We start from the raw sequence: 24456 nt of genomic DNA on the forward strand, positions 1-24456 counted from the left end.
ATGCAGCTTTTCACCGCCCAGTCCATCGGACAACGCCAGTCGGTCGTCGTGACGGCCCAGCTTCAGCAGGCGATCCAGCTTCTGCAGATGGGCAATACCGACCTGCAATCCTTCATCGAATCCCAGGCCGAGGAGAACCCCTTCCTCGAGGTGGGCACCCGCGCCGCGCAACCGCGCAGCAGCCGCGACCTCACCCTTCCCTCGCAGCTGCGCTCGGGCGGCGACGACTGGGATCGCATCGGCCAGCTGGCCGCCGATCCCGGCCCCTCGCTCTATGCCCATGCGGCGGCCGAGATCGCCCGCCTCCCCCTCTCGCCCGCCGAGGCGATGATGGCCGAGGCCTTCCTCGATGCGCTGGAACCGTCGGGCTGGCTGGGCCAGCCGCTGGCTGCCATCGCTGACCGGCTCTTCATCACCGAAGCAGAAGCCGAACAGTTGCTCGTTAAACTGCAGCGGGTGGAACCTGCGGGCCTTTTCGCGCGCAACCTTGCCGAATGTCTGGCGCTTCAGGCCGCCGATCGCGGCCTGCTCACGCCCGCCTTCTCCACCCTGCTCGACAACCTGCCGATGCTGGCGCAGGCCGATCTGCGCGGCCTCTGCCGCGCCTGCGATGTGGGCATGGATGACCTCAAGGCGATGCTGCGCCACCTGCGCAGCTTCAACCCCAAACCGGGCGCCACCTTCGACGCCACCCCCATCCCCCAGCGCGCGCCCGATCTGATCGTCACGCGCGGCGAAGGCGGCTGGCGCGTCGATCTCAACCGCTCCACTCTGCCCACCGTCGTCGTGCGCAGCGATGAGGCCCGCCGCATGTCGCGGCGCGAGGTCACCGCCAACGCCTATGTCGCCGAGCGCCTGTCGGTCGCGCGCTGGCTGTCGCGCGCCGTCGAACACCGCAACCAGACCACGCTGAAGGTCGGGGCCGAGGTGGTGCGCCGCCAGATCGACTTTCTGGAACACGGCCCCGCCCGGATGCGCCCCATGGTCCTGCGCGAGGTGGCCGAAGCCATCGGCGTGCATGAAAGCACCGTCAGCCGCGTCTGTTCGGGCATCCTGATCGCCACGCCGCAGGGCACCTTCCCGCTGAAAACCTTTTTCAGCGCCGCGCTCGCCAATCGCGAAGAGGCGGGCGAAGCCGGCTCTGCCTCTGCCGTCCGCCACCGCATCCAGAAGATGATCGCCGCCGAAAACCCCGAAGAACCGCTCTCCGACGATCACATCGCCCGCATCATCGGGCAGGAGGACGGTGTTCAGCTTGCCCGCCGCACCGTCGCGAAATACCGCGAACAGCTGCGCATCCCCTCGTCGGTGGATCGCCGCCGCCGCGCCATCGTCTCCCGCATGTAGGGTCGCTCACAACCCGAACCGCCGCGACAGGGCCCGTCATCGACGGGCCCTTTTGCAATCCCGCGATCAGGCGGCCTGCGCCGCCTGCGCCGTGGGCGGGGCGAACAGATAGCGGTCCTGCGGATGCAGGCGCAGATGGGCGGCATGGGCGGCCGCCTCGCCCTTCGCGGCAATCGCGCCCTCGAAGGCCAGGCCCCGCATCATCCGGTCCGCCCGCAGGAAGGCCGCCGCCGACTGGCGCACCCAGACGCCCGCCGCCGCCCAGACACCGATCCCCAGCAGGGGATGCACCACCGCCGCCGCCGCAAGCGCGGCCACCAGCGTGGCCCCCGGCGCCCAGAGCCGCATCTGCAACAGCCACAGGGGCGGTGCGACCACGGCCAGCGTCGGGGCCGCCACGGGATAGAGGTCATAGACACCCGCCGCAGACCGCATCACCTCGAAATTCTGCAACCCTGCGGGATCCACCCGCTCGGGCGTGGCGCCCTCGGGCAGGGGGCAGGGCACCGCCTCCCACCGCCCCAGCCGCGCCGCATCCACCAGCACAAGGAACGTCTCCGCCCCGCGCCGGAACTGCAACGCCAAAGCCTTACCCCCCCGCGCGCCCAGTTGCGCGCGCAGCGCCGCCTCGTCCCCGCGAAAGGGCAGACCGTTGATCGCCTCCAGCTGATCGCCCGCCTTCAGGCCCAGCCGCCGCGCGGCAGGCTCCATCCCATCCGCCCGCAGGCGCAGGGCGGTGACGGCGGGCTCCGTGGCAGGGTCGGGCGTCTGCATGGCTCAGGGATAGGTAAAGGGGTTGGGTTCCGCGGGCGGCGGCGTGATCCGTGACGGACGCGGCGCCGCCGGAGCCGCCGGGGCCGATGCCGGGCGCGCTGCGGGCCGGTCCTGCGGCTTTGCCGCCGCTTCCCCCGCCGCTTCCCCTGCCGCCTCCCGCGCCGCGACCAGCGCGCGCACGCCTGCCAGCAGTTCCACCATTTCCGGGTTCTCCGTCGCGCCCAGATCGACCTCGGCCAGCGCCATCAGGATCTCGTCGCGCAGCAGGTCCAGATCCTCCTTCACGCCCGCGCGGATCGCATTGGCCATCTGCGCCTCCATCGCGCCGGCTTCCGGTTCAGGTTCGGGCGTCACCGCGGCCATGGCGGCGCGGCGCACCTCGTCCTTCACCAGCTCCAGCGTGGCCAGAAGATCCTCCTTCATCAACGCCTGCTGCGCCTCCACCGTGTCGCCGATCCCGTCGATCTGCTTCACCTCCTCGACCAGCAGCTTGGCCGCATCCGTCTGCACGGCCGCCGCGATCCGCAGATCCTCGACCGACCGGAAATAGACCAGCCCCGCCAGCACCAGCGCCACCGCCGCCCCGCCCGCCGCTCCGGCCGCCAGCAGGGTGTTGCGCTTCTGCCCGGCCATCACCGCCTGCGCAAAGGCGCGGTGCGACGCCGACAGATCGGCCATGTCCTGCGCCGCCTCATTGGCGGCCTGTGCCGCATCCAGCGCCCGCCGGATCTCCTGATCCACGGCATCCCCGGTTGCGGCGTTCTGGGTCGCGCCCTCATCGCCCGCGACCGCATCGGTCGCGTCCAGCGGCGTCTTGTCGGCCTCCGTCGGCATGGCCTTCTCCTTGCGATTTCGTCCCTTCACAGCAAGACCCGTGCCATCAGCGCCATTCCTTCCGCCACCCGGTCCGCCATGCATCCCACAGCGCGGCGATCACGAACCGCCCCGCCGCCGCAAACCCGCCCAGCGCCCCCAGCGCCAGCATCGCGCGGCGGGCCGGCTCGGCCTCGGGGTCCATCGCGCCCCCCATCAGGACCAATCCGCCCCCGGCGAAAACGATGGTCGAGATCACCTCGCCCGAACTTTTCTGCGTGCGTTTTGTCATGCGTCACCCCTTGCTTCACTTTGACCGAATTCGCTGAACCGCAGTTCGGGCGGCAGATCGACCTCGGGTGTCGCCGACCCCTCGCCCCGGTCCAGCCGATAGACATGCGCCAGCACCGCCGCCACGGCGGCGTAAAGCTGTTCGTTGATCTCCGCGCCGATATCGCCCGTGAAATACAGCGCCCGCGCCAGCAGCGGGATCTGCACCGGCGCCAGCCCCACCTTGCGTCCGCGCGCGATGATCTCCAGCGCCATCGGCCCCTTGCCCATGGCCAGGATCACCGGCGCCCGCGTCTCGCCCGGCACATAGCGCAGGGCCACCGCGAAATGGGTGGGGTTCGTCACGATGGCCGTGGCGCGCGGCACATCGTCCAGCGCCTTGCGCCGCTTCGCCCCGTTCCGGCTTGCTTCCATCTGCAACTGGCGCAGACGGCCCTTCACCTCGGGCGAGCCGTTCTGTTCCTTGTTCTCTTCCTTCACCTGCTGCAGCGTCATCATCAGCTGCTTGCGCAACTGGAAAATCTGCAAGCCCACATCCAGCACCGCAATCGCCGCCAGCCCCAGCGCCAGCCCCGCCATCAGCCGCAGCGTGGCCTCGCCCATCACGGCGGCAGCGGCCCCCGGCGTCTGCTGCCACAGCCGCTCCAGCGCGGGCAGCGCGCCCTCCATCATGCCCCAGGACACGGCGCCCAGCACCACCACCTTGGCCAGCGCCTTGCCCAGTTCCATCAGCGCCATGCTGGAAAACATCCGCTTGAACCCGGCCATCGGGTCGATCCGGTTGCCCTTGAACCCCATCGCCTTGGGCGACCAGTGCAACCCGCCCAGCACCACCTGCGCCGCGATCGTGGCCAGCATCATAGGCACCGCCACCAGAACCGAAATCCACAGCACCTGCCAGAACGCCGCCCCGATCCGCGCGGTCATCACGCTGTCCAGCTCGGCCACGGGCGCCAGCCGGAAATAGGCCCCCCATTCCGGCACCATCTGCGGCAGCACGGCCGGCGCCATCGCCGTCAACCCCGTCCCCACGGCAAAGCCCGCAAAGACCAGCGCCTCCTTCGATGTCAGGACCGTGCCTTCCTCGCGCGCGTCATCCTTGCGCTTCTGCGTCGGTTCCTGTGACTTTTCGGCGCCGTCATCATCCGCGGCCATCGCCACCTCCCGCGCCCACGGGGGCCAGCAGCAACTCGCCCAGCAGCCCCACGCCTTCGAACACTACCTCTTCCATCGCCGTCGCCATGCCGGGCGTGGTCAGGTACAAAAGCACCAGCGTCACCGTCATCGTCATCGGAAAGCCGAAGGAAAAGATGTTCAGCGTCGGCGCCGACCGGGTCAGCACCCCGACCGCAAGGTTCAACAGCAACAGCACCGCCACCACCGGCAACATCATCGCCATGCCCAGCGCGAACATCCGCCCGCCCGCCGTCAGCCCCGCCTGCACCAGCCGGGCCAGATCAATCTCCGATCCCGGCGGCAGCGCGACATAGCTTTCCAGAACGATGCGGATCACCGCCAGATGCCCGTCCACGGCAAAGAAGACCATGGTCAGGAACAGCCCGAACAGCTGCGCCACCACCGGCGTCTGCCCCCCGGCCGAGGCATCGTATTGCGCCGCAAAGCCAAGGCCAGCCGTCGCCGCGATCCGGTCCCCCGCCAGCGACGCCGCGCCGAACAGGATGGTCAGCACCAGCCCCGCCACCAGCCCCACCGCCAATTCCCCCAGGATCATCGGCAGCGCCTGCAACCCCGCCAGATCGGCCGGGGCGGGCAAGGCCACGCCCCCCGCCATCACCGGCAGCGCCAGCACCACGCTGGCCACGATCCGCACCGGCAAGGGCACGAAACGCCCGCCAAAGAAAGGTGCCGCCAGAAGGAAGGCCCCGATCCGCAGCATGGCAAACAGATAGACCGTCAGCCAGTCCACGATGGCCGTCAGCCCCATGCCGGGCAGGGGAAAGGTGCCGTCCCCGCCCATCACCGTATCGCCCGGATCGTCTCGAATATGGTCTGGAAATAGTCGGTCATCACCGTCAGCATGAACCCCGACGCCAGCGCCATGGTCAGCATCGAAATCGCCAGCTTGGGCACGAAGGACAGCGTCTGCTCGTTGATCGACGTCGCCGCCTGCACGATCCCGATGACAAGGCCCACGACCAGCGCCACCACCAGCACCGGCCCCGCCACCATCAGGATGTGCCAATAGGCCTGCTGCAGATGGCTGATATTCGCATCGAACTCCATCTCAGCCCCCCACGCCATAGGTGGCCGCCAGCGATCCCACGGTCAAAGCCCAGCCATCCACCAGCACGAAGAGAAGCAGCTTGATCGGCAGCGACACCAGCATCGGCGACAGCATCATCATCCCCAGCGCCATCAGGATCGACGCCACCACCATGTCGATCACGAGAAAGGGCAGAAAGATCAGGAACCCGATCTGGAACGCGGTCTTCAGCTCCGATGTGATGAAGGCCGGCAGCAGCACCGACAGCGGCACCTCGTCCTGGCTGGCATAGGGGCCATCGCCCGCCAGTTGCTGGAACATCATCAGATCATTCTGCCGCGTGTTCTCGATCAGAAAGGCCTTGATGATCGCCGTCCCCGTCTCGATCGCCTGATCGGCGGGCATCTGGCCATCCAGATAGGGCGCCAGCGCCTCATCATAGAACTGCGTCATCGTGGGCTGCATCACGAAGAAGGTCAGAAACAGCGCCAGCGCCACCAGCACCTGGTTGGGCGGCGTCTGCTGCGTGCCCAGGGCCTGCCGCAGGATCGATAGCACGATGATGATCCGCGTGAAGGCCGTCATCCCCAGCACCAGCGATGGCAGCACCGTCAGCAGCGTCATCAGCACGACGATCTGGAACGACAGCGAATAGGTCGTGGTGCCATCACTTTCGGTCATCGTGATCGCAGGCAGGCCCTGCGCCATCGCCGCGACGGGCAGCAGCACCAGCGCCGCGGAAAGGATCAACCGCTTCATGCCGCATCCTCCGGCTTGGCCTCGGCAGATGGGGCAGGGGGGGGCGCACGGTCGGGCAGGGCGGTCAGCACCGGCGCCTCGCCCCGGCAGCGCAGGATCAGGAATTCGCGCCCATCCACCGCCAGGATCATTGCCCGGTCCGTGGGCGACAGCGCCGTCACCTCCACCAGCGCCATGCGCCGGTTCCCGGCGATCCGGCGCGCCAGCCCGCCCCGGTTCATCTTCACCACCAGCCAGCCAAGGCCAAGCACGGCCATGAACAGCGCAAGCGTCAGGATCTGGTCAGGTCGGATCACATCCAAGGGGCGGCACTCCGGCAAAAGGCGACATCTTGGCCCTTCCCCTGCAAACCCCGTGCCGCTTTCTGCCCCGATGGTGCGAAATCGCATCAAACGGTTTTTGACGCAAAAACCGGATCGGAGTCTGACGCAAATTCCGACGCCCGCCGGTCGGCGGGTAGGCCCCGGCCTGCCCCGGTTCCTGCGTCAGGAACCGTCGCAAAGTCTGCGTCCGACGGCGCCCCTGGCCGGCGCGATCCGTGAACCATTCGTCACCGCGCCGCCCGCTGCGTGCAGACGCTTTGCTGCACTGGCCTGCTGCACCCGTTGCTGCATCCCCCGGATCACGGGGCCTACAGCGTTTCCGCCCGCTTCTCTGGGTCCACGATCTGGCCAAAGCGGATGCCGAAGCGTTCGCCCACCATCACCACCTCGCCCTTCGCGATCAGCGTGCCGTTGACCAGCACATCCAGCGGATCGCCCGCCAGACGGTCCAGTTCGATCACCGAACCCTCTGAAAGCCTTAGCAAATCCCGGATCGTCAGCTCGGCCCGGCCGACCTCGACCGTCAGCCGCACCCCGATATTCTCCAACAGACGCAGCCCGTCGCTGCCGGTCTTGACCGCTTCGTTCATCGTCCCTCAACCCCTTATGCGTTTGGTGATGCTCAAGGCCGACTTGCCCGCAATCTCGCCCGGCACGGCCTCGTAGAAAGGTTTCCCGTCGATCAGCACTTCCACCTTGTCCGTCACCTTGGCGGGGATCACGTCCCCCTCCTTCAGGTTCGCCAGATGCCGCAGCGCGATGTCGGGCTCGCACAGCCGCGTGCGCACCTCCAGCGGGATGGACAGCACCGCCCGCTCCAGCCGCTCGCGCCAGCTGGCATCATCGTCCAGCGAATCCGACTGCGTGCGCGAACGCAACTGGCTGGCGATGGGTTTAAGTGTCTGAAACGGATAGAGAATGTCGAAACTCGCCGGCTCGGCATCGGGCAGCTGCACCATGAAGGAACAGTTAACGATCATGTCGTCGCCATCGACGAAGGCCGCGAATTGCATGTTCTCCTCGCGGCTCACCACGTTGAAGGACAGCTGCATCAGATCGCGCCAGGCCAGTTGCAGCGCGTTGTTCAGCCGGTCGGTGACGATCTCGATCACCCGCTGCTCGGTCGAGGTGAACTCGTTCCGCCCGTTCTTAACATAGCGGATCGACCCGCCGTAATAGGCATCCGTCAAAAGGCTGATAAAGGGCGGCGGGATCACGATCAGGTGGTTCCCGCGCAACTCCTCGATCCGCGTGTTGGTCAGCGAGACAAAGTTGTCCTGGCTGTTGCGATAGTCGTCAAAGGTCCGGGTCTCGGCCGGAAAGGCCGAAATCCGCGGCTGGATGCGCAGCAGGGGCAGAAAGACCGACCGCGCGATCCGGCAGAAGCGTTCGTTGATCATCCGCAGGGCGTGGTAATCGCCCATCATGGATATGTCATTGGAACCAAAGACATAGGGCCGCACCTCGGCGCCGTCTGCCGATGTGCCGAACCCGGTCGTATCGGTCAGCCCGCCCACAAGGGCGGCCACCTCATTGGCGGAAAGCTTGCGCGGCGTGTTGGCCATGCCGACCCTCATCATTGCATCATGAAGGACGGGAAAAACACGTCCTCCACCCCGCCAAAGCCCTCCAGCTTCTCCAGCCGCTCATTCACCGCATCCTTCAGCGCATCCGCCAGACGCTGTCGCCCCGCCGTTCCCGCCAGATCCTCGGCGGTAAAGGTCGCCATCACGGCCAGCATGTCCGATTGCAGCGCCAGTTTGTGGGTCTCCACATTGGTGATGACCTGCGCGTCATATTGCGTGGACACCCCCACCTGCACCTGCAGGAAGGTCTTCGACTCGCGCAGGTTGGATGTCAGGGGTTCGGGAAAGGTGAAATACGAGGTGACGAAAAGATCCGTCTCCGGCATCTCCTTCACCTGTTTCACCGGCATCTCGCCATCGGTCGCGGCTTCGGCCTCGGCGGCCTGTTCCGGCTCGATCAGGCGCAGCATGTCCTGCGTCGGCGAAAACGGATTGGCAAAATACACATAGCCCGCCGCAAAGCCGCCCCCCGCCAGTGTGGCGGCAAGGATCAGCTTGCCCAGCAGACCGAACAGCCGGCGCATCTTGCCGGGTCGCATCGCGGGATCGACGATTTCAACGCTCATCTCTCATTCCCTCAGGCAATCAGGTTCACCAGCCCGCGCGGGGCCGGGCGTGCAGAAGGGGCCACCATGGCTTCGGCCCCCCGTTCCAGAAAGCGGGCCACCGGCCCATCCCCCCGCGCCGGGCGCTGGTCGCCCTGCGGGTCGCGGCTCGCGGTTTCCTGGCCGCCCAGCGACAGGCCCGCCCGCGACATCGCTTCCGAGAGACGGTGTTCGTTCTGCTGGATCAGCCGCGCCGCTTCGGGCGTCTCGGTCACAAAGCGCACCAGCGCCTGCCCGTCCGACATGTCCAGCCGGATCTTCAGCCGCCCCAGATGGTCGGGCGCAAGCTCCAGATCAATCTGCTGCCCGTCCCCGGACAACTCGGCGCTGATCCGATCCGCCAGCGCGGTTTCCCAGCCCGGCCGTTCGGTCAGGATCGGGCCTGCGGGGGCAAAGCCGGGCATCCCGCCCGCCATGGCAGGCGGGGCGGTGCCTTGCGGCTGGGCGGGGGCAGGGGACGTGCTGCCCGCCGTCGTATTGACCACCGCCTCGACGGCCTTATCGGCCCGCGCCTCGGCACCGGCCTGCGTCGCCGCGCGGTCCACGGCCTGCGCCAGTGTCGGGGTCAGCCCCGCCCCTTCGCGCCGCTGCGCGGCCTCGGCCACGGCGCCAGAACCGGTTGCCGGGGTGGCGGAACCCTCGGTCCCTTCGCCCGCCGTCTCGGCCGCGCCCTCGCCTGCCTCTGAGGGAAGAACCGATGCCGGGGCGGGCGGTCGCACCTGCGCCTGCATCATGGGCTGCATCGCCCCGCCCGCAAGCGCCGCGCTCACGGCCTGCCCCAGCGCGGCCTCGCCCTCGCCTTCCGGCACCAGCGCCGCAGGCACGGGCGCGGCGGGCGCCATGGCCACCACAAGGGCCGGGTCCACCGCCAAGCTGGCATCGCCCTCGCCCTCTGCATTGTCCGCGATCGGGCTTTCCGCCCCGCCCTCTGCCACCTCGCCCTCGGCCACCTTGCCGGTTGCCGCCATCTTCGGCGGCAACAGCGCCGCCGCCGCTGCCTGCAGCGCGGCGGGGGTCGGGGCCTCGGGGCTCGTTGCCTCGGCAGGGGGAAGCTCGGCGCCCATGCCGGGCAGGCGGGCGGCGGCCTCTTCCAGCGCGGCCATCCCGGCGCCAACGCCGGGCAGCAACGCCGCCACCTTGCCCAGATCATCCAGTGTCACGCCGGGCGCATCGGCCGTGGCGGCATCACCCGTGTGCCCCGTCGTGCCCCCCGTCCCCGGCTGCACGACCGTGGCCCCGGCCTCCGGCGCCGTGTCGGCGCCTGCCTCGGGCTGCATCGCTCCGGCCAGTGTCTGGGCAAATCCATCCGCACCCCCCGCTGCCGATCCTGCCACGACCGGCCCGGCAGCAGGGGATGCCGCCTCGGGCATCGCCGGGGCGCGCACAATCGCTATGGCATCGGTCATGGTCATCGCGTCGGGGTCCTCTTTAAGGTCTGCGTCACTGTCCATGGGCTGGACAGGGCCACCTGCGGCCTGTCTTGCAAATCCGGTGCCAACTCACCGCCGACGCGGCGGCATCGCCCCGTCGCGCAGGGCCAGCCGCTCCTCGGCCTCGGTCCGCCGGACCGATCCGGCCTTGTCGGTCAGCGTCTGGTGGCGCTGCTCCTGCTGCGCCAGCCTGGCGCGATCCTCGGCCATCCGCGCCGCCAGCGCCGCCTGCCGATCCTCCAGCCGCGCCGCCTCGGCCAGAAGCTGCGCCGCCATGGCGCGTTCCGCCGCGATCTCGCTGGCCAGCCGCACCCCCTGTGACTGCCCCTGCCGCTGCAGCGCCTCGCGCAGGCGCTGGGCCATCCGCTCGGCCTCGGCCTTCTGCGCCGCCGCCTGCCGCAGATCGGCCAGCGTGCCCGCGATCCGCGCCTTCTCCTTCAGCGCCATCAGCCCCAGCGTGCGTGACTTGCCGCTCATCCCTCACCCCCGGCCAGCGCCAGCAGCGCCTCGCGGCTGGCGGCGAAATCGGCGGGCTCATGCGCGCCCTGCCGGATGAAACCCTCGATCTGCGGCCAGAGGCGGATCGCCTCGTCCAGCCGCAGGTCCTGCCCCGGCACATAGCCGCCCATCAGCATCAAGTCGCGGTTGTCCATATACAGCGTGATCATCCGGCGCAGCTTCTGCGCCGCCGCGCGATGCTGGGCATCGGTGATGTCGCCCATCACCCGGCTGGCCGATTGTGGCAGATCCACCGCCGGATAGACGCCCATCTGCGTCTGGCGGCGGCTCAGCACGATATGCCCGTCCAGGATGGCCCGCGCCGTATCGACCACCGGGTCGTTCGTGGTGTCGTCGCCATCCGCCAGCACCGTATAGATCGCCGTGATCGCCCCCTCGCCGGGCAAACCCGGCCCCGTCCGTTCGATCAGCCCGGGGATCAGCGACACGACCGATGGCGGATAGCCCTTCGCCGTGGGCTGCTCACCCAGAGCCAGCCCGATCTCGCGCTGCGCATGGGCCACGCGCGTCAGGCTGTCCATGATCAGCAGCACCTGCTTGCCCTTGCTGCGGAAATGTTCGGCAATCGCCGTCGCCCGCCGCGCCGCGCGCAGACGCAGCAGGGGCGACCGGTCCGCCGGCACCGCCACCATGCAGATGCGCTTGGCGGCTTCCCCCTGCATCACGGACCGCACGAAGGCCCCCACCTCGCGCGCCCGTTCGCCGATCAGACCCACCACGATCACATCCGCCTCGGTGTAGCGCGCCATCATCTCCATCAGCACGGATTTCCCCACGCCCGATCCGGCGATGATCCCCACGCGCTGCCCACGCCCCACGGTCAGCGCGGCATTGAGGATCCGCACCCCCACATCCAGCGGCCGGTCCACCGGCGTGCGCGCCAGCGGGTTCATCAGCCGCCCGGCCAAGGGCCATGCCGCATCGCAGCGCGGCGCGGGCAACCCGTCCAGCGGATGCCCCTCGGCATCCACCACCCGGCCCAGAAGCGCCTCGCCCACCTCGGCCATCTGCCCGCCGTCGATCACCCGCACCCGCGCGCCCGCAAGGATCGCCGCCCCGGGCTGGTTGAGGAACATCATCACATGACCGCGCGCGAAACCGATCACCTCGCCCTGCACCGGATCGCCGGTCTGGGTGGCGATCTCGCACAGCGTGCCGGGGCTGGCGGGAAACCCCGTCGCTTCCAGGATCAGGCCGTCATAGCGCAGCACCCGCCCCTCGATCCGGGGCGCGGGCGCCGCGGCCCGCCGCGCCACCTCGGCGCCCAGCTGCGCCATCAGGCTCATGCCCGCGCCTCCAGCAGATCGGCCAGCGTGATGCCTTCGGCCCGCACCTCCACATCGCCGCGCGCCAGCCGGTCATCGGCCATCAGCGTGGCCGCACCCGCCACCTCGCACCCGGCCAGATGCGGCGTGATCGCGGCCAGATCGGCGGGATGCAGCCGCACCGACACCGCCCGCACGCCCTGCGCCACCCGATCGGCCATCGCCTCCACCCGCGCGGCGAATGCCGCGGGCAGCGCATCGATCATCTGGCCCGCGCGTTCAGCGGCGAGCTTGCGCACCGCCTGCCCGATCACCTCGGCCATGTTTCCGGCGGCATCCGCCCCGCCCGTCAGCCCCGCCAGCGCCGCGACAAAGGCATCGCGCGCCGGAACAAGCCCCGCCTCCGCCTCGGCCAGCGCGGCGGCGCGCCCCTCGGCGCGGCCTTCCTCGATCCCGTCGGCGCGGCCTGCGGCATAGCCCTCGCTCCGCGCCTCGGCCAGCCGCCGCGCGGGGTCTTCCACCACCGGGGCAGGGGTCACCTCCACCGCATCGGCGGCCAGCACTTCGCCCCCCAACACGGCGCCCCCCATCCCCGGCTCCGCGCCTGCCGTCCCGTCGTCCAGCATCACCGCAGACGGGTCGATGCGCCGCACCTCTTCCAGCCGCGCGCGGCGGAAGGTGGCATCCTGCGGCGCCAGCGGCGCCGCCCCGGTAAATCCCTTCTGCGCCGATGCCCGGATCAGCGCCATCACCTCTGCCGGGCCCATGGACCGTGCTTCGCTACCATCCATGGCTTACACCATCTGCTCGCCGCCGCGGCCCGCCAGCACGATCGTGCCTTCGTCCGACAGCTTCCGCGCCGTGGCCACGATGGCCTTCTGCGCCTCCTGCACATCGGTCAGGCGCACCGGGCCAAGCGCCTCCATCTCGTCCTTCAGGTTGGCGGCGGCCCGGCTCGACATGCAGCCCAACAGCTTGTCGCGCAGGCCCTCGCTCGTGCCCTTCAAGGCCAGCACAAGCTGTTCGTTGTCCACGCTGCGCAGCAAGGTCTGCAGCGACCGCTCGTCGGACTGCTCCAGATTGTCGAAGACAAACATGTTGTCCATGATCGACTGCATCAGATCGCGGTCCTCCTTCTTCACCTCGCGCAGGATGCGTTGCTCCATCGCCGTGCGGGTAAAGTTCATGATCCGCGCCGCCGCCTTGACCCCGCCGATCTGGCTCGCCCGCGTGGTGGCCGATGCCTTGAACTTCCGCTGCATCACCTGTTCCAGATCGCGCAGCGCCTCGGGCTGGATCGACGACAGGTCGGCAATGCGGCGGATGATGTCAGGCTGGCTTGCCTCTGGCAGCAGCGTCAGAACATCCGCCGCCAGCGCGTAATCCAGACAGGCGATCACCAGCGCGATGATCTGCGGGTGTTCATCCACGATCAGCTCGGCGATGGAACGCGCATCCATCCAGTCCAAAATCTCGATGGGCCGCTCGGCCGAAGACGGGTTGATCCGGCTGATGATCGACTGCGCCTTGTCCTCGCCCAAGGCCTCGGTCATCACCGACCGGATATAGACCGGCGCGCCATGGTTCAGCCCCGTCTCGCGGTTCAGGCCGACCAGAAATTCCTCCACCACATGTTCCAGCGTCAGCTGGTCCACATCGCCCACCGAATACATCGCCGCGCCCAGATGCTGCACCTCCGTCGGCGTCAACTCGCGCAGCACGGCCGCCGCACCGCGTTCGCCAAACAGCATCATCAGCACCGCGGCGCGCTGGATCGGCGTCAGCTGATCAAGCGGCTGCGGCATGGGTGGGGCAGGGGCGGCGACAGGGCGGGGGGCGGGCATGGTCTGCTCCTCTTCTTCACTTCGTCTTCAGGTCGGATGCGGCAGGGGCTCAGGCCCCCGGCATCCGGTCCAGATCATCCTTCATCATCCGCTGCAGGACGGATGCGATCCGCCCCGGGTCCTCGGCCACGATCTGGCGCAGCACGGCGAACTTCTCCTCGCGCGTCACATTCGCGCCCAGCGCGGCGCTTGTCAGCTTCGCGCGGCGTGCCTCCAGCCGCGCCTGCACATCCTCCAGACTGTCGCCCGCCGCTACCTCCACGCCGCTCAGGCCGCCAAGGTTCATCCCGCCGCCCTGCGCAGGCCCCTCGCCGGGCATCGACACCCGGGTAAGCAGCGGCCGGATGATCCCCAGCGCCACGATGGCGATCAGCGCGATCATCCCCAGCTGGCGCAGCACTTCAGGCAGCCAAGACAGATCGGCGGGCGGTTCCACCATCACGGTATCCATGAAGGGTTGCGCCGTGATGGTGATCGTGTCGCCACGCTCGGCATCAAAGCCGATGGCGGTCTGTGCCAGCCGCTCCAGATCGGCGCGCAGATCGTCGGGCAGCAGTGGCGCGGGCGGCGCGCCCTCTTCCGCCGGGGCGGCGGGCGGCATCGCCCGCATCAGGATCGCCGCGCTGATCCGGGTGATCTGCGCCGTGGCGGGCTGGGTGGTTTCCACCGTCCGGCTCACCTCGTAGTTCCGTGTCGTTCCCGACGACCGGTTGGTGATCGCGCCTGCCAGAGGCTGCGCCTCGGTCGCCTCGCCCGCAGGCACCAGATCCGCCTGGTTCGGGGGGGCATTGGCCACCGCGCCGGGGATCCCCCGCGCGGGCGGCTCGCTGCTTTCCACCAGTTCCGATTGCTCCGACCGCAGCGCCGTCGCGGCGGGGTCCACCCGTTCCTCGGTGATCTGGCTTTGGGTGAAATCCATGTCCACCGTGACCTGCACCGACAGGTTGCCCGCCCCCGCGATCGGCGTCAGCAGCGCCTCGATCCGCTCGCGGTAGAGCTTCTCCACCTCCAGCCGGTGCTGCAACTGCCGGTCCGACACCTGCGCCGCCGGGTCGTCCGACCCGCGCGACAACAACCGCCCCATCTGATCGACCACCGACACATCGCCCCGCGCCATGCCGGGCACCGATGTGGCCACCAGGTTCACGATGGCCTCCACCTGCGACGCCTCGAGCACCCGCCCCGGCGCAAGCTGGACAAAGACCGATGCCTTCGGCGGCTGCATGTCGCGCAGAAAGGCCGATTTCTCGGGCAGCGCCAGATGCACCCGCGCCTGCGCGATGGACGAAATCTCGGTGATCGACCGCGCCAAATCCAATTCCTGCGCCTGCCGCAGCCGCGCCCCTTCAACCGACCGGCTCGCCCCCATGGGCAGTTCCGTCAGCACGTCATTCGCATCCGGCAGCGATTGCGGCAGTCCCTGCGCCGCAAGCTGCATCCGCGCGCGGTGATAATCGCCCGTCGGCACCTCGACCTGGCCCGTCACGCTGTCCACCGTCGCGTTGATCCCCGCCGATCCCAGCACATCCATCACGCGGGCCTTGTCGGCCTCGGCCAGCCCGGGGAACAGCACCATCCGCGCGGGTTCCCGCAGCAACAGCCAGCCCCCCACCGCCAGCACCGCCACACCCAGCATCAGGATCGCAGGCATCGCGCGGCGCAGCGCGGGCTGGTTGCCCATCCGCATCACCTGGCTCAGCGCGCCCTTCGCCTGCGCCATCAGCGCATTGCCACCACTCATCGGAACCGGGGTCATCGCCATGGTCAGTTATTCCTCAATCCGGCCTTCGCCCTGCCTCAGACTGGCATGTTCATGATGTCGCGATAGGCGCCCAGCGCCTTGTTCCGCACGTTCAACGCGAACTGGAACCCCAGCGACGAAATCTGCTGATCCACCATCACCGAGGCGAGGTCGGTCTCCCGCCCCAACTCGAAGTTCCGCGCCGATTGCGACGCCTTGGCTTGCGCTGCCGCCAGATCGTCGATCGCGCCCGCGACCCGCGCGCCAAAGCCCGGGCCATCCGCGCCCTGTGCGCCCAAGGGTCCCATGGCAGGTCCCATGGCCGCGCCCGCCTGCTGCGGCGCCTCGGGGCGGATCACCCCTGCCGCAAAGGGCGAAAATCCGTTGACCGGTCCCACCGACATCGCTCACCCCCTGCGATCAGACGGCGCGCGCCATCAGCCGCGTCACGGTGGGCGTCGCGGCATGGATCAAGAGGTCGGCCGCCGTGATCCGGCCACCCTCCTGCATCACCAGCGCGCGCTGGATCACGTTTTCCAACTCGCGCACATTGCCCGGCCAGTCATGCGCCACCAGCGCGGCCAGCGCCTCCTGCGTCAGCATTGGCAAAGGCTGGCCTGCCGGCGTGTGCCGCCGCACCATCGCCACCGCCAGAACCGGGATGTCATCGGGCCGCTCGCACAGCGCCTGCGTGGTCAGCGGGAACACGTTCAGGCGATAGAACAGATCTTCCCGGAACCGCCGCGCCCGCACCTCTTCCGGCATGTCGCGGTTCGACGTGGCGATCACGCGGATATCCACCGGCACTTCCTTTTGCGCCCCGATCGGCGTCAGCGACCGCTCTTGCAACACGCGCAGGAGTTTCGACTGCAACCCCATCGGCATTTCCGAAATTTCGTCCAGCATCAGCGTGCCGCCTTCCGCCGCGCGGATGATGCCCTTGTTGGCGTTGGAGGCGCCCGTGAACGCGCCCTTCTCATGGCCGAACAGGATGGCCTCCAGCATGTTCTCGGGGATCGCCGCGCAGTTGATGGCAACAAAGGGCGCATTTGCCCGGCGGCTCGCCGCGTGCACCTGCCGCGCCAGCACTTCCTTGCCCGATCCCGTGGGGCCGTTGATGAACACGGTCACATCCGTCCGCGCCACACGCCCCGCCAGATCCAGAAGCTGCCCCGTCTCGGCATCGGCGGCCACCATGGCCTGCACCTGTCCGCCGATCAGATCGACCAGCATCATCAGCCCCGCATCGCGCAACGCGACCTGCCCCGTGGTCGGCAGCGCCACCCGCAGCATCCGGCCGCCCAATTCCTCGGTCACGCCAAAGATGGCCGCGCCCTCGCTCACCACCACCAGCGATTTCGCCCCGCAGGCCCGCGCCATCTCGGCCAGGCCCTTCGTCCCGCCCAGCTTCGCCTCGGCCGCCACCGATGCCACCAGAACCTGCACCCCGACCGCAGGCTTTGCCCCCCGCTCTACCGCCACGCGGCGGCGGGCCAGCAACTGCGCCACCGGCGCTGCGGCGTCAAATGCGTCATCGAGGATGTGGATCAGGGCCATGGTCTTGCTCCGCCAATTGATCTGTCAGTCGGGGGACAAGAGGCAGGAACCGTGCCAGCCGCGCGGCGCGACGAAAAAAAACGTCTCAAATGCTCTAAACTTGCGATCTAGACGGCCGTTTCACACCCGTGCCACAGGAAGGACACAAGAATCCCGACAGGGCAAAAGCCCCGCTCCGGGGCCACGCGGAAATCCGACACGACTTTCGCACCTGCCCGCCCCATACCTTTGTCGGGGGCCTGTCCTGACCGGTTGCCGCGGCCCCCGCCGCCCCCCGCGATCCGGCCGAGACAGGCGGCATCCGCCGGGCCGATCCATACCAAAGTCGGTATCACATTCCGCCGCCCCCCGCCGTTCCTGTGACAGCAAGTCCGACCTAACCGGGGCCCTGTCCGATGCTTTCAAAAACGTATCATCTCAAGTTTCCCAGCCTCGACGCCGCGCAGATTGCCGCGCCCTTCGTCATCGAAGCCTTGGGCAACGCCATCCCAAGCTGCAACCTCACCGGCCTTAACGTCCTGATTTCAAAGGAAGGAGACGTGTCGATCAATGTCTTCTTCCCCTCGGTCGGTGAGTTGAAGAACTTTGAAAAGAACCACGGCGGCTTCCTCGACACGATGAAGAAGACCTTCCTGTTCAAATCCACGGGCTTTGACGGGGTCTGCATCTTCAACTTCGACCGCAGCGACGAAGCGGCCTGATCCCGCCCCGAAACGATGCCCTGCCATCCCATGCCGGATGGCGCGGCACTTGCAGAACACCGCAGCGAACAGACCGGCCACAGGCAGACCGGACCCACCCGCCAGCAGCGCCCGGCGGGCAACCATCGCAGGGGTACGCCATGCCACGGCCCGGACAGGTGAAGGAAGGACCGAACACATGACGTCTCGCAGCCGGGACAGCATCGCCAGACCGCCCCTCGGGGCCGGAGGTGCCGCATGAGCACGGCCCCGGACAACAGCGCCGCCGATGGCGGCCTGATGCGCGTGTCCTCCGACAAGATCAGCCGCCTGATGGATCTGGTGGGTGAACTGTCCCTTTCCGTCTCTGAAACCGTGCAGTCCTCCGATCTGGCAGGTCTGCAACTGACCAATTTCGATGCCGCCGTACACCGCCTCAACATGATCGTGCGCGAGGTGCAGGACGCCGCCACCGAACTGCGGCTCGTGCCGGTGGATGACGTGTTCCGCCGCCTGCGCCGCATGGTGCGCGAACTGGAACGCCAGACCGGCAAGCAGATCGAGATGGACATCGAAGGCGGCGACACCGCCATCGACAAGCTGGTGGCCGACCGTCTCTATGATCCGCTCCTGCACGTTGTACGCAACTCTGCCGACCACGGGTTGGAAGGCCCCGAAGAGCGCGTCGCCAACGGCAAGCCCGCACAGGGCCGCATCGTCCTTTCCGCCGCGCAGGTCGGGTCCGAGGTGCGCATCACCGTGGCCGATGACGGGCGCGGCCTGTCGCGCGAAAAGATCCTGAAGAAGGCCCGCGAAAAGGGCTTCTTCGGCTTGGACGAGGAACCCGAACCCGCCGCCCTGTGGAAGGTGATCTTCGAACCCGGCTTCTCCACCGCCGAGGTGGTGTCGAACCTGTCGGGGCGCGGCGTGGGCATGGATGTGCTCAATGCCACGATGCAGGCCCTGCGCGGTCGCATCGGCGTGGACAGCACGGCAGGGCAGGGCACCCGCGTGGCGCTGCACATCCCGGTGTCGCTGGCCTTCCTCGACTGCATCATCCTGCGGCTGGGGCATCAGCTCTTTGCCGTGCCGATCGACGTGATCTCCGAAATCGCCAAGCCCGCCCCGGAAGAGCGCATGGCGATCTCTGCCGGCACGGGGTCCGAGATGTTCCGCCTGCGCGGCGCCTTCATCCCGATCTGCCGTCTGGATGATTTCTACGGCACGCCCATGCGCCCGGCTGGCAGCCCGCCCGAACCCGTGCTGGTGGTGTTCAACACCGCCTCCGGCCCCATCGCGGTGCCGGTCGATGAAATCCTCGACCGCCAGCAGGTCGTGATGAAGCCGCTCGTCGGCCGTCTCGCCCATGTCCGCGCCTCCTGGGGCTGCGCGCTTCTGGGCACGGGCGAGGTGGCGCTGGTGCTCGATTGCGAACGTCTGGCGGCAGGCTCGGCAAATGGCGGGGGGCTCCAGTGACCCATGCCGATCGCCACGGGACCGAGGTGATCCGCGGCTGGCTGGCCCAGCATTGCGGCATCCACTTTCCCGAACACAAGCTCGATCAGCTGCGCCAGCGTCTCGCCAAGGTGCAGCGCGAGTTTGGCGTGCCCGACCTCGCCGTGATGGCGGGCAAGCTCGACATGGCCGACAGCACCGCCCTGCAACTGGCCGTGATGCACGCGGCATCGACGAACCACACCTATTTCTTCCGCGAAACCGACGTGCTCGACATCTTCCGCACGCAGGTTCTGCCCGGCCTCGCCCTGCGCGACGAGATCCGCATCTGGAGCGCGGCCTGCTCCACCGGGGATGAGGCCTATACCCTTGCCATGATCGTGGCCGAAACGCTGGGTGCGCCTGCGCTGCGTCGCACGATGATCCTTGGCACCGATATCTCCAGCCCTGTCGTGGCCGAGGCCGAGGCCGCCACCTATCCCGCCAACCGGCTGGATCGCATCGCCCCCGATCTGCGCGCCCGCTGGTTCGAACCGACCGAGACCGGGCGCTTCCGCGTGCGCGCCGACCTGCGCGATGTCTGCACCTTCCGGCAGATGAACCTCAAGACGCTGCCCTATCCCTTCCGGCACAGCTTTCAGGCCGTCTTCTGCCGCAACGTGCTTTACTACTTCGAACGCGACGATCAGATCGCCACGCTGCGCGCGCTTTACGATGTCACCGAACCGGGCGGCTGGCTCTTCACCAGCGTCACCGAAAACGTGCGCGAGGTCTGCCATCCGTGGCAGCCCGTCGCCAACGGCGTTTTCCGCAAAGGGGGGGCCTGATCCATGCCCCGCCCGATCCGCGTGCTGATCGTCGATGACAGCGCCATGGTGCGCAAGGTGCTCTCGCTCGGCTTTTCGGCCGATCCGGGCCTTGAGGTGATGGGCGAGGCTTCCAGCGCCGAAGCGGCGTGGGAGATCATGCAGAAGGACCGCCCCGATGTCGTGACGCTGGATGTCGAGATGCCGCGCATCGACGGGCTCACCTTCCTGCGCCGCTTCCTGCCCATGCTCCCGGTCCCGGTGGTGATGATCTCGTCCCTCACCCGCGCAGGCGCCGAAATCACCGTGCAGGCCATGCAGGCCGGGGCGGTGGACGTGATCTCCAAGCCAAGTCTCGGCTTGGCCGCGGGCCTGCCTGCGATCATGTCCGACATCTGCACCCGCGTCCGCGCCGCCGCCGGCGCCCGCGTCCGCTATGGCAGCCCCGACGCGGCCCGCCTGCCCGCCAGCCCGGCCAAGATGCCCGCCGCAGGCCCCGCGGCCCCTGCCATCGTCCCCGTCCCGGCCGCCCCCGCGCCGCAGGCGCCCGATCTTGCGCATCGCCGCGGCGGGCCGCGCCACGCAGCACCCCTCATGGCCATCGGTTCGTCCACCGGAGGCGTGCAGGCGCTCACCTCCATCCTGCCGGATTTCCCTGCCGCCTGCCCCCCCATCGCCATCGTCCAGCACATGCCCGAAGGCTTCACCGGCCCCTTTGCTGCCCGCCTTAACACCCTGTGCCAGATCAACGTGCGCGAGGCCGCCGACGGCGATCTCGTGCATCCCGGGCAGGCGGTCATCGCGCCGGGCGGCACGCGCCACATGGTCATCGAACCGCATGGCCGCCACGCCTATCGCATCCACCTCATCGACGGCGATCCCGTCTGTTTCTCGCGCCCGTCGGTGGATGTGCTGTTCGAAAGCGTCGCCCTCTGCGCGGGCCAGAACGCCATCGGCGCCATCCTCACCGGCATGGGCCGCGACGGCGCCCGTGGCCTTCTGGCCATACGCCAGCACGGCGGCGCGACCTTCGCTCAAGATGAGGCGACTTCTGTCGTTTATGGAATGCCGATGGCAGCCCGCGAACTGGGTGCCGCCCGCGAGGTGCTGCCGCTGACCGAAATCCCGGCCCGAATGCTTCAGGCCGTCACCGCCCCCCAGGCCGCCCGCGCCTGAGGGACCCTAGAAAGAGAAGAGCTGAGAGGAGACCGAAATGGCCCAAGAGACTGCCGAAGCGACCCGGTCCCGCCCGGATGGGCTGCCCCTGGGGGAGGCCGACAACATCGAACACATGTACCTCACCTTCGCGCTGGGGTCCGAAGAATATGGCGTCACCATCGTGGGAGTGACCGAGATCGTGGGGATGCAGCGCATCATGCCCGTGCCGGACGTGCCCGCCTACATCAAGGGCGTGATCAACCTGCGCGGCAAGGTGATCCCGCTGATGGACGTGCGCCTGCGCTTTGGCATGCCGGAACGCGCCTATGACGAACGCACCGTGGTGATCGTGATGGATGTGGGCGATGCCCCCATCGGCCTGATCGTCGATGGCGTGTCCGAGGTGCTGGAAATCCCGCCCGGTCAGGTGGACCGCCACACCCAGTTCGGGCGTGCGACCACCCGCCCCGTGATCGCGGGCATCGGCCGCATCGGCGACCGTGTCGCCGTGCTGCTCGATACCTCGGTCCTCGTCTCCGACAGCGATGTCAGCCTGCCTGCCGACATGGCCGCCTGACCTGCTGCCCGAACCGCCGACCGCACCGCAACATCGGAACCGCCAGATGACCGATACACCGTCCCGCCCTCGTCCCCGATCGCAGCCCAAGCGCGCCGATCCGCCCCGGGTCGATCCGCTGGACCTGATCGAAGACACTGCCCCTCCGGCCGCTCCGGCCACCGAAGAAAGGACCGAACCCATGTCCGCCGACGCGCCATGCCCAAGCCCGACCGCCGCCACCCTGCCGCTGTGGCAGGATGCAGCCGGCCTCGCCGCGCTTGACCGCATCGCCACGCCCCTCCTCGTGGCCGACGCCGACATGGTGATCCGCCATGCCAACCCCGCGCTGGCCCAGATGTTCCGCCCCCATGAGGCCGACATCCGCCGCGACCTGCCCGCCTTCTCGGTCGCGGGTCTGGTGGGTCAGACCGTGGATATCTTCAGCGGTCAGGCAGCGCGTCCCTTCGCGGGCCTGCGGGACAAATCCGCCCGCCAGTCCGGGCAATTCTCCACCGGGGGGCGGCACTACGCCTTTTCCGTCTCGCCGCTGATGGATGCGGACGGCGCCGCCTGCGGTGCCATCATCGAATGGCGCGATGAAACCCGCGACCATGCGGCCCGCGACGAAGCCACCCGCTTCATCGCCGCCGTCGGCGCCATGGCGGATGCCCATGGCAAGGGCGACATCGACCATTTCCCCGAGGCGCGGGGATATTCCCCCGGCAATGCCGAGGTGCTGGAAAGCGTCAACCGCATGGTGCAGCGCCATATCGAGGTGAAGCGCCAGATCATCGACTGCATCACCGCCTTCGCGGCCGGCAATTTCGACGCCCCGCTCGCCACCTTCCCCGGCAAATCCGCCTTCATCAACGAGGCGATGGAAGGCGTCCGCGCCAGCTTCAAGGCCATCTTCCGCGAGATCGAGACGATGTCCGAAGCGCTCGTCGATGGCAATCTCGACCACCGCCCCGACACCGCGCGCTATCAGGGTCAGTTCCAGCACCTGATGGGCACGCTCGACCGCGTCCGCGTCACGTTCCGCGATGTCGCGGCCGAGGTTGAGCGTCTGTCGAACGCCATCGTGGCGGGCGAATTGGACACCACCACCGATGCCGCACGCCATTCCGGCGCCTATCGCCGCATCATCGAGGCCTTCGAATCCGCCTTCCAAAGCCTGAACGGCGCCTTCAATGCCATCGGCCATCAGGTCGGCCAGGTCGGGGCCACCGTGCGCCAGCTCAGCCAGTCGTCCAAGTCGCTGGCCAGCAACTCGCAGGTGCAGTCCTCCTCGGTCGATGAGGTCTCCGCCACCGCCGAGGAAACCGACATCCAGGTGAAGTCCAACGCCGCCGCCGCCGCCTCGGCCCGCCAGCTTGTCACCGGCGCCTCCGAAGTGGCCGCCAGCGGCAAGGCCAAGATCTCAGAGATGGTCGCCTCCATGGAAGGCATCCGCGCCTCCAGCCAGGACATCGCCAAGATCATCAAGGTGATCGACGAGATCGCCTTCCAGACCAACCTGCTTGCGCTCAACGCGGCGGTCGAGGCCGCGCGCGCAGGCCAGCATGGCCGCGGCTTCGCGGTCGTGGCGCAAGAGGTGCGCAACCTTGCCGGGCGCTCTGCCCGTGCCGCCCGCGAAACGTCGGACCTGATCGAAGACGCCTCCACCCGCGTGCAGGCGGGCGTGCGCATCGCCGATGAAACCAGCCGCGCCTTCACCTCCATCGCCGACGACATCGAAAAGGTGAACGTGCTCGTGCGCGACATCGCCACCGCCTCCGACGAACAGTCGCGCGGCGTGGCGCAGATCAACAACGCCATCGGCGAGATCGCGAAATACGCCCTCTCCACCAGCCAGCAGGCCGACGAACTCGCCGGCTCCGTGGCCGAGATGGAGGCCGCCACCACCTCGATGCAGGCCGAGCTTGACCGCTTCCACCTGCGCCGCACCAGCACGGCGTCGCTGGGCAGCCTGCCCGATCTGGGCGCGATCCCGGCCGATCTGATGGCCGAGATTCAGGCCATGGTCGCGCGGCACAGCGCCCCGCAACCCAGCCCGCAACCCGTTCCGCAGCCCGCGCCGCGCGCGGATGCGGCGGCCAAACCCGCCGCGGTGGTGCGGCTGTCCAGCAACCGTGACCAGCGCGGCTTCGCCAACTTCTGACCCAGTATCGAAACGACATCTAAACGACATCGAAACGACCGGGCCGCAGCCTCCCTGCCGCCCCCTGAACGGAGAAAACCAGATGCCCTACAACGTCATGATCGTCGATGATGCCGCCATGATGCGGCTCTACATCGCCTCGTTCATCAAGACCCTGCCCGATTTCAAGGTGGTCGCCCAGGCCGCCAACGGGCAAGAGGCGCTCGACAAGCTCGGCACCGTGTCCGATGTCGACCTGATCCTTCTCGATATCGAGATGCCGGTGATGGACGGCCTTGAATTCCTGCGTCACGCAAAGCTCAAGACGCGGGCCAAGATCTGCATGCTGTCCTCGGTCGCGGTGTCGGGCTCTGCCCATGCGGCCAAGGCGCGGGAACTGGGGGCGGATGGCGTCGTGGCCAAACCCTCGGGCACCGTCTCGCATGATCTGATGGAAAAGACCGGCGACGAACTGGCGCGCACCATGCGCACGCTCTGCGCCGCCTGATCCTTCGCCTTCCTCTCTCCGCTTCCCTCCGCCCCGGGGCAGTCTGCCCCGGTCGGCCATGCACGAGGTCGC

General features: G+C 68.4%; 27 protein-coding genes. 8 read left to right on the forward strand and 19 right to left on the reverse strand.

The window, feature by feature from the left end:
• Complete coding sequence (gene rpoN / locus GU920_RS16400) at positions 1–1347, forward strand: RNA polymerase factor sigma-54 (protein ID WP_161768204.1); 1347 nt, start codon at positions 1–3, stop codon at positions 1345–1347.
• A 66-nt stretch (positions 1348–1413) separates the two neighbouring features.
• Here the strand turns inward: rpoN and GU920_RS16405 are convergent, their stop codons facing one another.
• The 19 genes from GU920_RS16405 to GU920_RS16495 form a co-directional block, all read right to left on the reverse strand.
• Positions 1414–2121 carry a hypothetical protein gene (locus tag GU920_RS16405; protein ID WP_235933360.1) on the reverse strand — a complete coding sequence of 236 codons (708 nt, stop codon included), beginning with the start codon at positions 2119–2121 and terminating at the stop codon, positions 1414–1416.
• 3 nt (positions 2122–2124) lie between these two features.
• A complete protein-coding gene (locus GU920_RS16410; RefSeq protein WP_161768205.1) occupies positions 2125–2955 on the reverse strand; it encodes a hypothetical protein in 831 nt (276 codons plus the stop codon).
• A 46-nt stretch (positions 2956–3001) separates the two neighbouring features.
• A complete protein-coding gene (locus GU920_RS16415; protein ID WP_161768206.1) occupies positions 3002–3226 on the reverse strand; it encodes a hypothetical protein in 225 nt (74 codons plus the stop codon).
• Positions 3223–4380 carry an EscU/YscU/HrcU family type III secretion system export apparatus switch protein gene (locus tag GU920_RS16420; RefSeq protein WP_161768207.1) on the reverse strand — a complete coding sequence of 386 codons (1158 nt, stop codon included), beginning with the start codon at positions 4378–4380 and terminating at the stop codon, positions 3223–3225. Before GU920_RS16420 ends, GU920_RS16415 begins: the two co-directional genes overlap by 4 nt.
• Positions 4367–5203: a flagellar biosynthetic protein FliR gene (gene fliR / locus GU920_RS16425; RefSeq protein WP_161768398.1), complete on the reverse strand. Its 837-nt coding sequence runs from the start codon at positions 5201–5203 to the stop codon at positions 4367–4369. The genes GU920_RS16420 and fliR overlap by 14 nt, the downstream gene beginning before the upstream one ends.
• Entirely contained in the window at positions 5203–5469 is a 267-nt protein-coding gene (gene fliQ / locus GU920_RS16430) for a flagellar biosynthesis protein FliQ (protein WP_161768399.1), read from the reverse strand. Before fliQ ends, fliR begins: the two co-directional genes overlap by 1 nt.
• Position 5470: 1 nt before the next feature.
• Positions 5471–6208, reverse strand: a complete 738-nt coding sequence (gene fliP, locus GU920_RS16435; RefSeq protein WP_161768208.1) for a flagellar type III secretion system pore protein FliP — start codon at positions 6206–6208, stop codon at positions 5471–5473.
• Positions 6205–6504 (reverse strand): flagellar assembly protein FliO, encoded by a 300-nt coding sequence (locus GU920_RS16440; RefSeq protein WP_328799311.1) that lies wholly within the window; start codon positions 6502–6504, stop codon positions 6205–6207. The genes fliP and GU920_RS16440 overlap by 4 nt, the downstream gene beginning before the upstream one ends.
• A 335-nt stretch (positions 6505–6839) precedes the next feature.
• Positions 6840–7121: a flagellar motor switch protein FliN gene (gene fliN, locus GU920_RS16445; protein ID WP_161768210.1), complete on the reverse strand. Its 282-nt coding sequence runs from the start codon at positions 7119–7121 to the stop codon at positions 6840–6842.
• 6 nt (positions 7122–7127) lie between these two features.
• Positions 7128–8096, reverse strand: a complete 969-nt coding sequence (fliM, locus tag GU920_RS16450; protein WP_161768211.1) for a flagellar motor switch protein FliM — start codon at positions 8094–8096, stop codon at positions 7128–7130.
• An 11-nt stretch (positions 8097–8107) separates the two neighbouring features.
• Positions 8108–8683, reverse strand: coding sequence for a flagellar basal body-associated FliL family protein (locus tag GU920_RS16455; protein ID WP_161768212.1), 576 nt, complete (start codon positions 8681–8683; stop codon positions 8108–8110).
• A gap of 11 nt (positions 8684–8694) precedes the next feature.
• Positions 8695–10173: a flagellar hook-length control protein FliK gene (locus GU920_RS16460; RefSeq protein ID WP_161768213.1), complete on the reverse strand. Its 1479-nt coding sequence runs from the start codon at positions 10171–10173 to the stop codon at positions 8695–8697.
• A gap of 48 nt (positions 10174–10221) precedes the next feature.
• Entirely contained in the window at positions 10222–10629 is a 408-nt protein-coding gene (locus GU920_RS16465) for a hypothetical protein (protein ID WP_161768214.1), read from the reverse strand.
• On the reverse strand, positions 10626–11957 hold the full coding sequence (locus tag GU920_RS16470; RefSeq protein WP_161768215.1) for a FliI/YscN family ATPase: 1332 nt from the start codon (positions 11955–11957) through the stop codon (positions 10626–10628). Before GU920_RS16470 ends, GU920_RS16465 begins: the two co-directional genes overlap by 4 nt.
• On the reverse strand, positions 11954–12727 hold the full coding sequence (locus GU920_RS16475) for a FliH/SctL family protein (protein WP_161768216.1): 774 nt from the start codon (positions 12725–12727) through the stop codon (positions 11954–11956). Before GU920_RS16475 ends, GU920_RS16470 begins: the two co-directional genes overlap by 4 nt.
• A gap of 3 nt (positions 12728–12730) precedes the next feature.
• Positions 12731–13780 (reverse strand): flagellar motor switch protein FliG, encoded by a 1050-nt coding sequence (gene fliG, locus GU920_RS16480; RefSeq protein WP_235933361.1) that lies wholly within the window; start codon positions 13778–13780, stop codon positions 12731–12733.
• A gap of 49 nt (positions 13781–13829) precedes the next feature.
• Positions 13830–15542, reverse strand: coding sequence for a flagellar basal-body MS-ring/collar protein FliF (gene fliF / locus GU920_RS16485; RefSeq protein WP_161768217.1), 1713 nt, complete (start codon positions 15540–15542; stop codon positions 13830–13832).
• A gap of 35 nt (positions 15543–15577) precedes the next feature.
• The gene (locus tag GU920_RS16490) at positions 15578–15925 is read right to left on the reverse strand and encodes a flagellar hook-basal body complex protein FliE (RefSeq protein ID WP_161768218.1); all 348 of its coding nucleotides are present in this window, start codon (positions 15923–15925) and stop codon (positions 15578–15580) included.
• Between the two features lie 16 nt (positions 15926–15941).
• On the reverse strand, positions 15942–17078 hold the full coding sequence (locus tag GU920_RS16495) for a sigma 54-interacting transcriptional regulator (protein WP_161768219.1): 1137 nt from the start codon (positions 17076–17078) through the stop codon (positions 15942–15944).
• Positions 17079–17473: 395 nt separating this feature from the next.
• On the opposite strand from GU920_RS16495, the gene GU920_RS16500 reads away from it, so the two are divergent.
• The 7 genes from GU920_RS16500 to GU920_RS16530 all read left to right on the forward strand — a co-directional run bounded on the left by GU920_RS16500 (position 17474) and on the right by GU920_RS16530 (position 24384).
• A complete protein-coding gene (locus GU920_RS16500) occupies positions 17474–17779 on the forward strand; it encodes a hypothetical protein (protein ID WP_161768220.1) in 306 nt (101 codons plus the stop codon).
• A gap of 237 nt (positions 17780–18016) precedes the next feature.
• Positions 18017–19234 carry a chemotaxis protein CheA gene (locus GU920_RS16505; protein WP_161768221.1) on the forward strand — a complete coding sequence of 406 codons (1218 nt, stop codon included), beginning with the start codon at positions 18017–18019 and terminating at the stop codon, positions 19232–19234.
• A complete protein-coding gene (locus GU920_RS16510) occupies positions 19231–20040 on the forward strand; it encodes a CheR family methyltransferase (protein ID WP_161768222.1) in 810 nt (269 codons plus the stop codon). Before GU920_RS16505 ends, GU920_RS16510 begins: the two co-directional genes overlap by 4 nt.
• Positions 20041–20043: 3 nt before the next feature.
• The gene (locus tag GU920_RS16515) at positions 20044–21195 is read left to right on the forward strand and encodes a protein-glutamate methylesterase/protein-glutamine glutaminase (protein ID WP_161768223.1); all 1152 of its coding nucleotides are present in this window, start codon (positions 20044–20046) and stop codon (positions 21193–21195) included.
• A gap of 37 nt (positions 21196–21232) precedes the next feature.
• Positions 21233–21754 (forward strand): chemotaxis protein CheW, encoded by a 522-nt coding sequence (locus tag GU920_RS16520; protein WP_161768224.1) that lies wholly within the window; start codon positions 21233–21235, stop codon positions 21752–21754.
• Between the two features lie 181 nt (positions 21755–21935).
• A complete protein-coding gene (locus tag GU920_RS16525) occupies positions 21936–23897 on the forward strand; it encodes a methyl-accepting chemotaxis protein (protein WP_235933362.1) in 1962 nt (653 codons plus the stop codon).
• Positions 23898–23979: 82 nt separating this feature from the next.
• Positions 23980–24384: a response regulator gene (locus GU920_RS16530; protein ID WP_161768226.1), complete on the forward strand. Its 405-nt coding sequence runs from the start codon at positions 23980–23982 to the stop codon at positions 24382–24384.
• Positions 24385–24456 lie beyond the last annotated feature (72 nt).

Source organism: Paragemmobacter ruber (genome assembly GCF_009908315.1).
In the GTDB taxonomy this organism is placed as follows: Bacteria; Pseudomonadota; Alphaproteobacteria; order Rhodobacterales; family Rhodobacteraceae; genus Paragemmobacter; species Paragemmobacter ruber.

Bases quoted from the DNA above. Each gene is read 5' to 3' on its own strand.
- GU920_RS16455 (WP_161768212.1), bottom strand. From the start codon at position 8,683: ATGAGCGTTGAAATCGTCGATCCCGCGATGCGACCCGGCAAGATGCGC.
- GU920_RS16465 (WP_161768214.1), bottom strand. From the start codon at position 10,629: ATGAGCGGCAAGTCACGCACGCTGGGGCTGATGGCGCTGAAGGAGAAG.
- rpoN (WP_161768204.1), top strand. From the start codon at position 1: ATGCAGCTTTTCACCGCCCAGTCCATCGGACAACGCCAGTCGGTCGTC.
- fliM (WP_161768211.1), bottom strand. From the start codon at position 8,096: ATGGCCAACACGCCGCGCAAGCTTTCCGCCAATGAGGTGGCCGCCCTT.
- GU920_RS16415 (WP_161768206.1), bottom strand. From the start codon at position 3,226: ATGACAAAACGCACGCAGAAAAGTTCGGGCGAGGTGATCTCGACCATC.
- GU920_RS16500 (WP_161768220.1), top strand. From the start codon at position 17,474: ATGCTTTCAAAAACGTATCATCTCAAGTTTCCCAGCCTCGACGCCGCG.
- GU920_RS16460 (WP_161768213.1), bottom strand. From the start codon at position 10,173: ATGGACAGTGACGCAGACCTTAAAGAGGACCCCGACGCGATGACCATG.
- GU920_RS16410 (WP_161768205.1), bottom strand. From the start codon at position 2,955: ATGCCGACGGAGGCCGACAAGACGCCGCTGGACGCGACCGATGCGGTC.
- GU920_RS16530 (WP_161768226.1), top strand. From the start codon at position 23,980: ATGCCCTACAACGTCATGATCGTCGATGATGCCGCCATGATGCGGCTC.
- fliG (WP_235933361.1), bottom strand. From the start codon at position 13,780: ATGCCCGCCCCCCGCCCTGTCGCCGCCCCTGCCCCACCCATGCCGCAG.
- fliP (WP_161768208.1), bottom strand. From the start codon at position 6,208: ATGAAGCGGTTGATCCTTTCCGCGGCGCTGGTGCTGCTGCCCGTCGCG.
- fliQ (WP_161768399.1), bottom strand. From the start codon at position 5,469: ATGGAGTTCGATGCGAATATCAGCCATCTGCAGCAGGCCTATTGGCAC.
- GU920_RS16495 (WP_161768219.1), bottom strand. From the start codon at position 17,078: ATGGCCCTGATCCACATCCTCGATGACGCATTTGACGCCGCAGCGCCG.
- GU920_RS16520 (WP_161768224.1), top strand. From the start codon at position 21,233: ATGGCCCAAGAGACTGCCGAAGCGACCCGGTCCCGCCCGGATGGGCTG.
- GU920_RS16490 (WP_161768218.1), bottom strand. From the start codon at position 15,925: ATGTCGGTGGGACCGGTCAACGGATTTTCGCCCTTTGCGGCAGGGGTG.
- GU920_RS16405 (WP_235933360.1), bottom strand. From the start codon at position 2,121: ATGCAGACGCCCGACCCTGCCACGGAGCCCGCCGTCACCGCCCTGCGC.
- GU920_RS16515 (WP_161768223.1), top strand. From the start codon at position 20,044: ATGCCCCGCCCGATCCGCGTGCTGATCGTCGATGACAGCGCCATGGTG.
- GU920_RS16420 (WP_161768207.1), bottom strand. From the start codon at position 4,380: ATGGCCGCGGATGATGACGGCGCCGAAAAGTCACAGGAACCGACGCAG.
- fliN (WP_161768210.1), bottom strand. From the start codon at position 7,121: ATGAACGAAGCGGTCAAGACCGGCAGCGACGGGCTGCGTCTGTTGGAG.
- GU920_RS16525 (WP_235933362.1), top strand. From the start codon at position 21,936: ATGTCCGCCGACGCGCCATGCCCAAGCCCGACCGCCGCCACCCTGCCG.
- fliR (WP_161768398.1), bottom strand. From the start codon at position 5,203: ATGGGCGGGGACGGCACCTTTCCCCTGCCCGGCATGGGGCTGACGGCC.
- GU920_RS16505 (WP_161768221.1), top strand. From the start codon at position 18,017: ATGAGCACGGCCCCGGACAACAGCGCCGCCGATGGCGGCCTGATGCGC.
- GU920_RS16475 (WP_161768216.1), bottom strand. From the start codon at position 12,727: ATGGATGGTAGCGAAGCACGGTCCATGGGCCCGGCAGAGGTGATGGCG.
- fliF (WP_161768217.1), bottom strand. From the start codon at position 15,542: ATGGCGATGACCCCGGTTCCGATGAGTGGTGGCAATGCGCTGATGGCG.
- GU920_RS16470 (WP_161768215.1), bottom strand. From the start codon at position 11,957: ATGAGCCTGATGGCGCAGCTGGGCGCCGAGGTGGCGCGGCGGGCCGCG.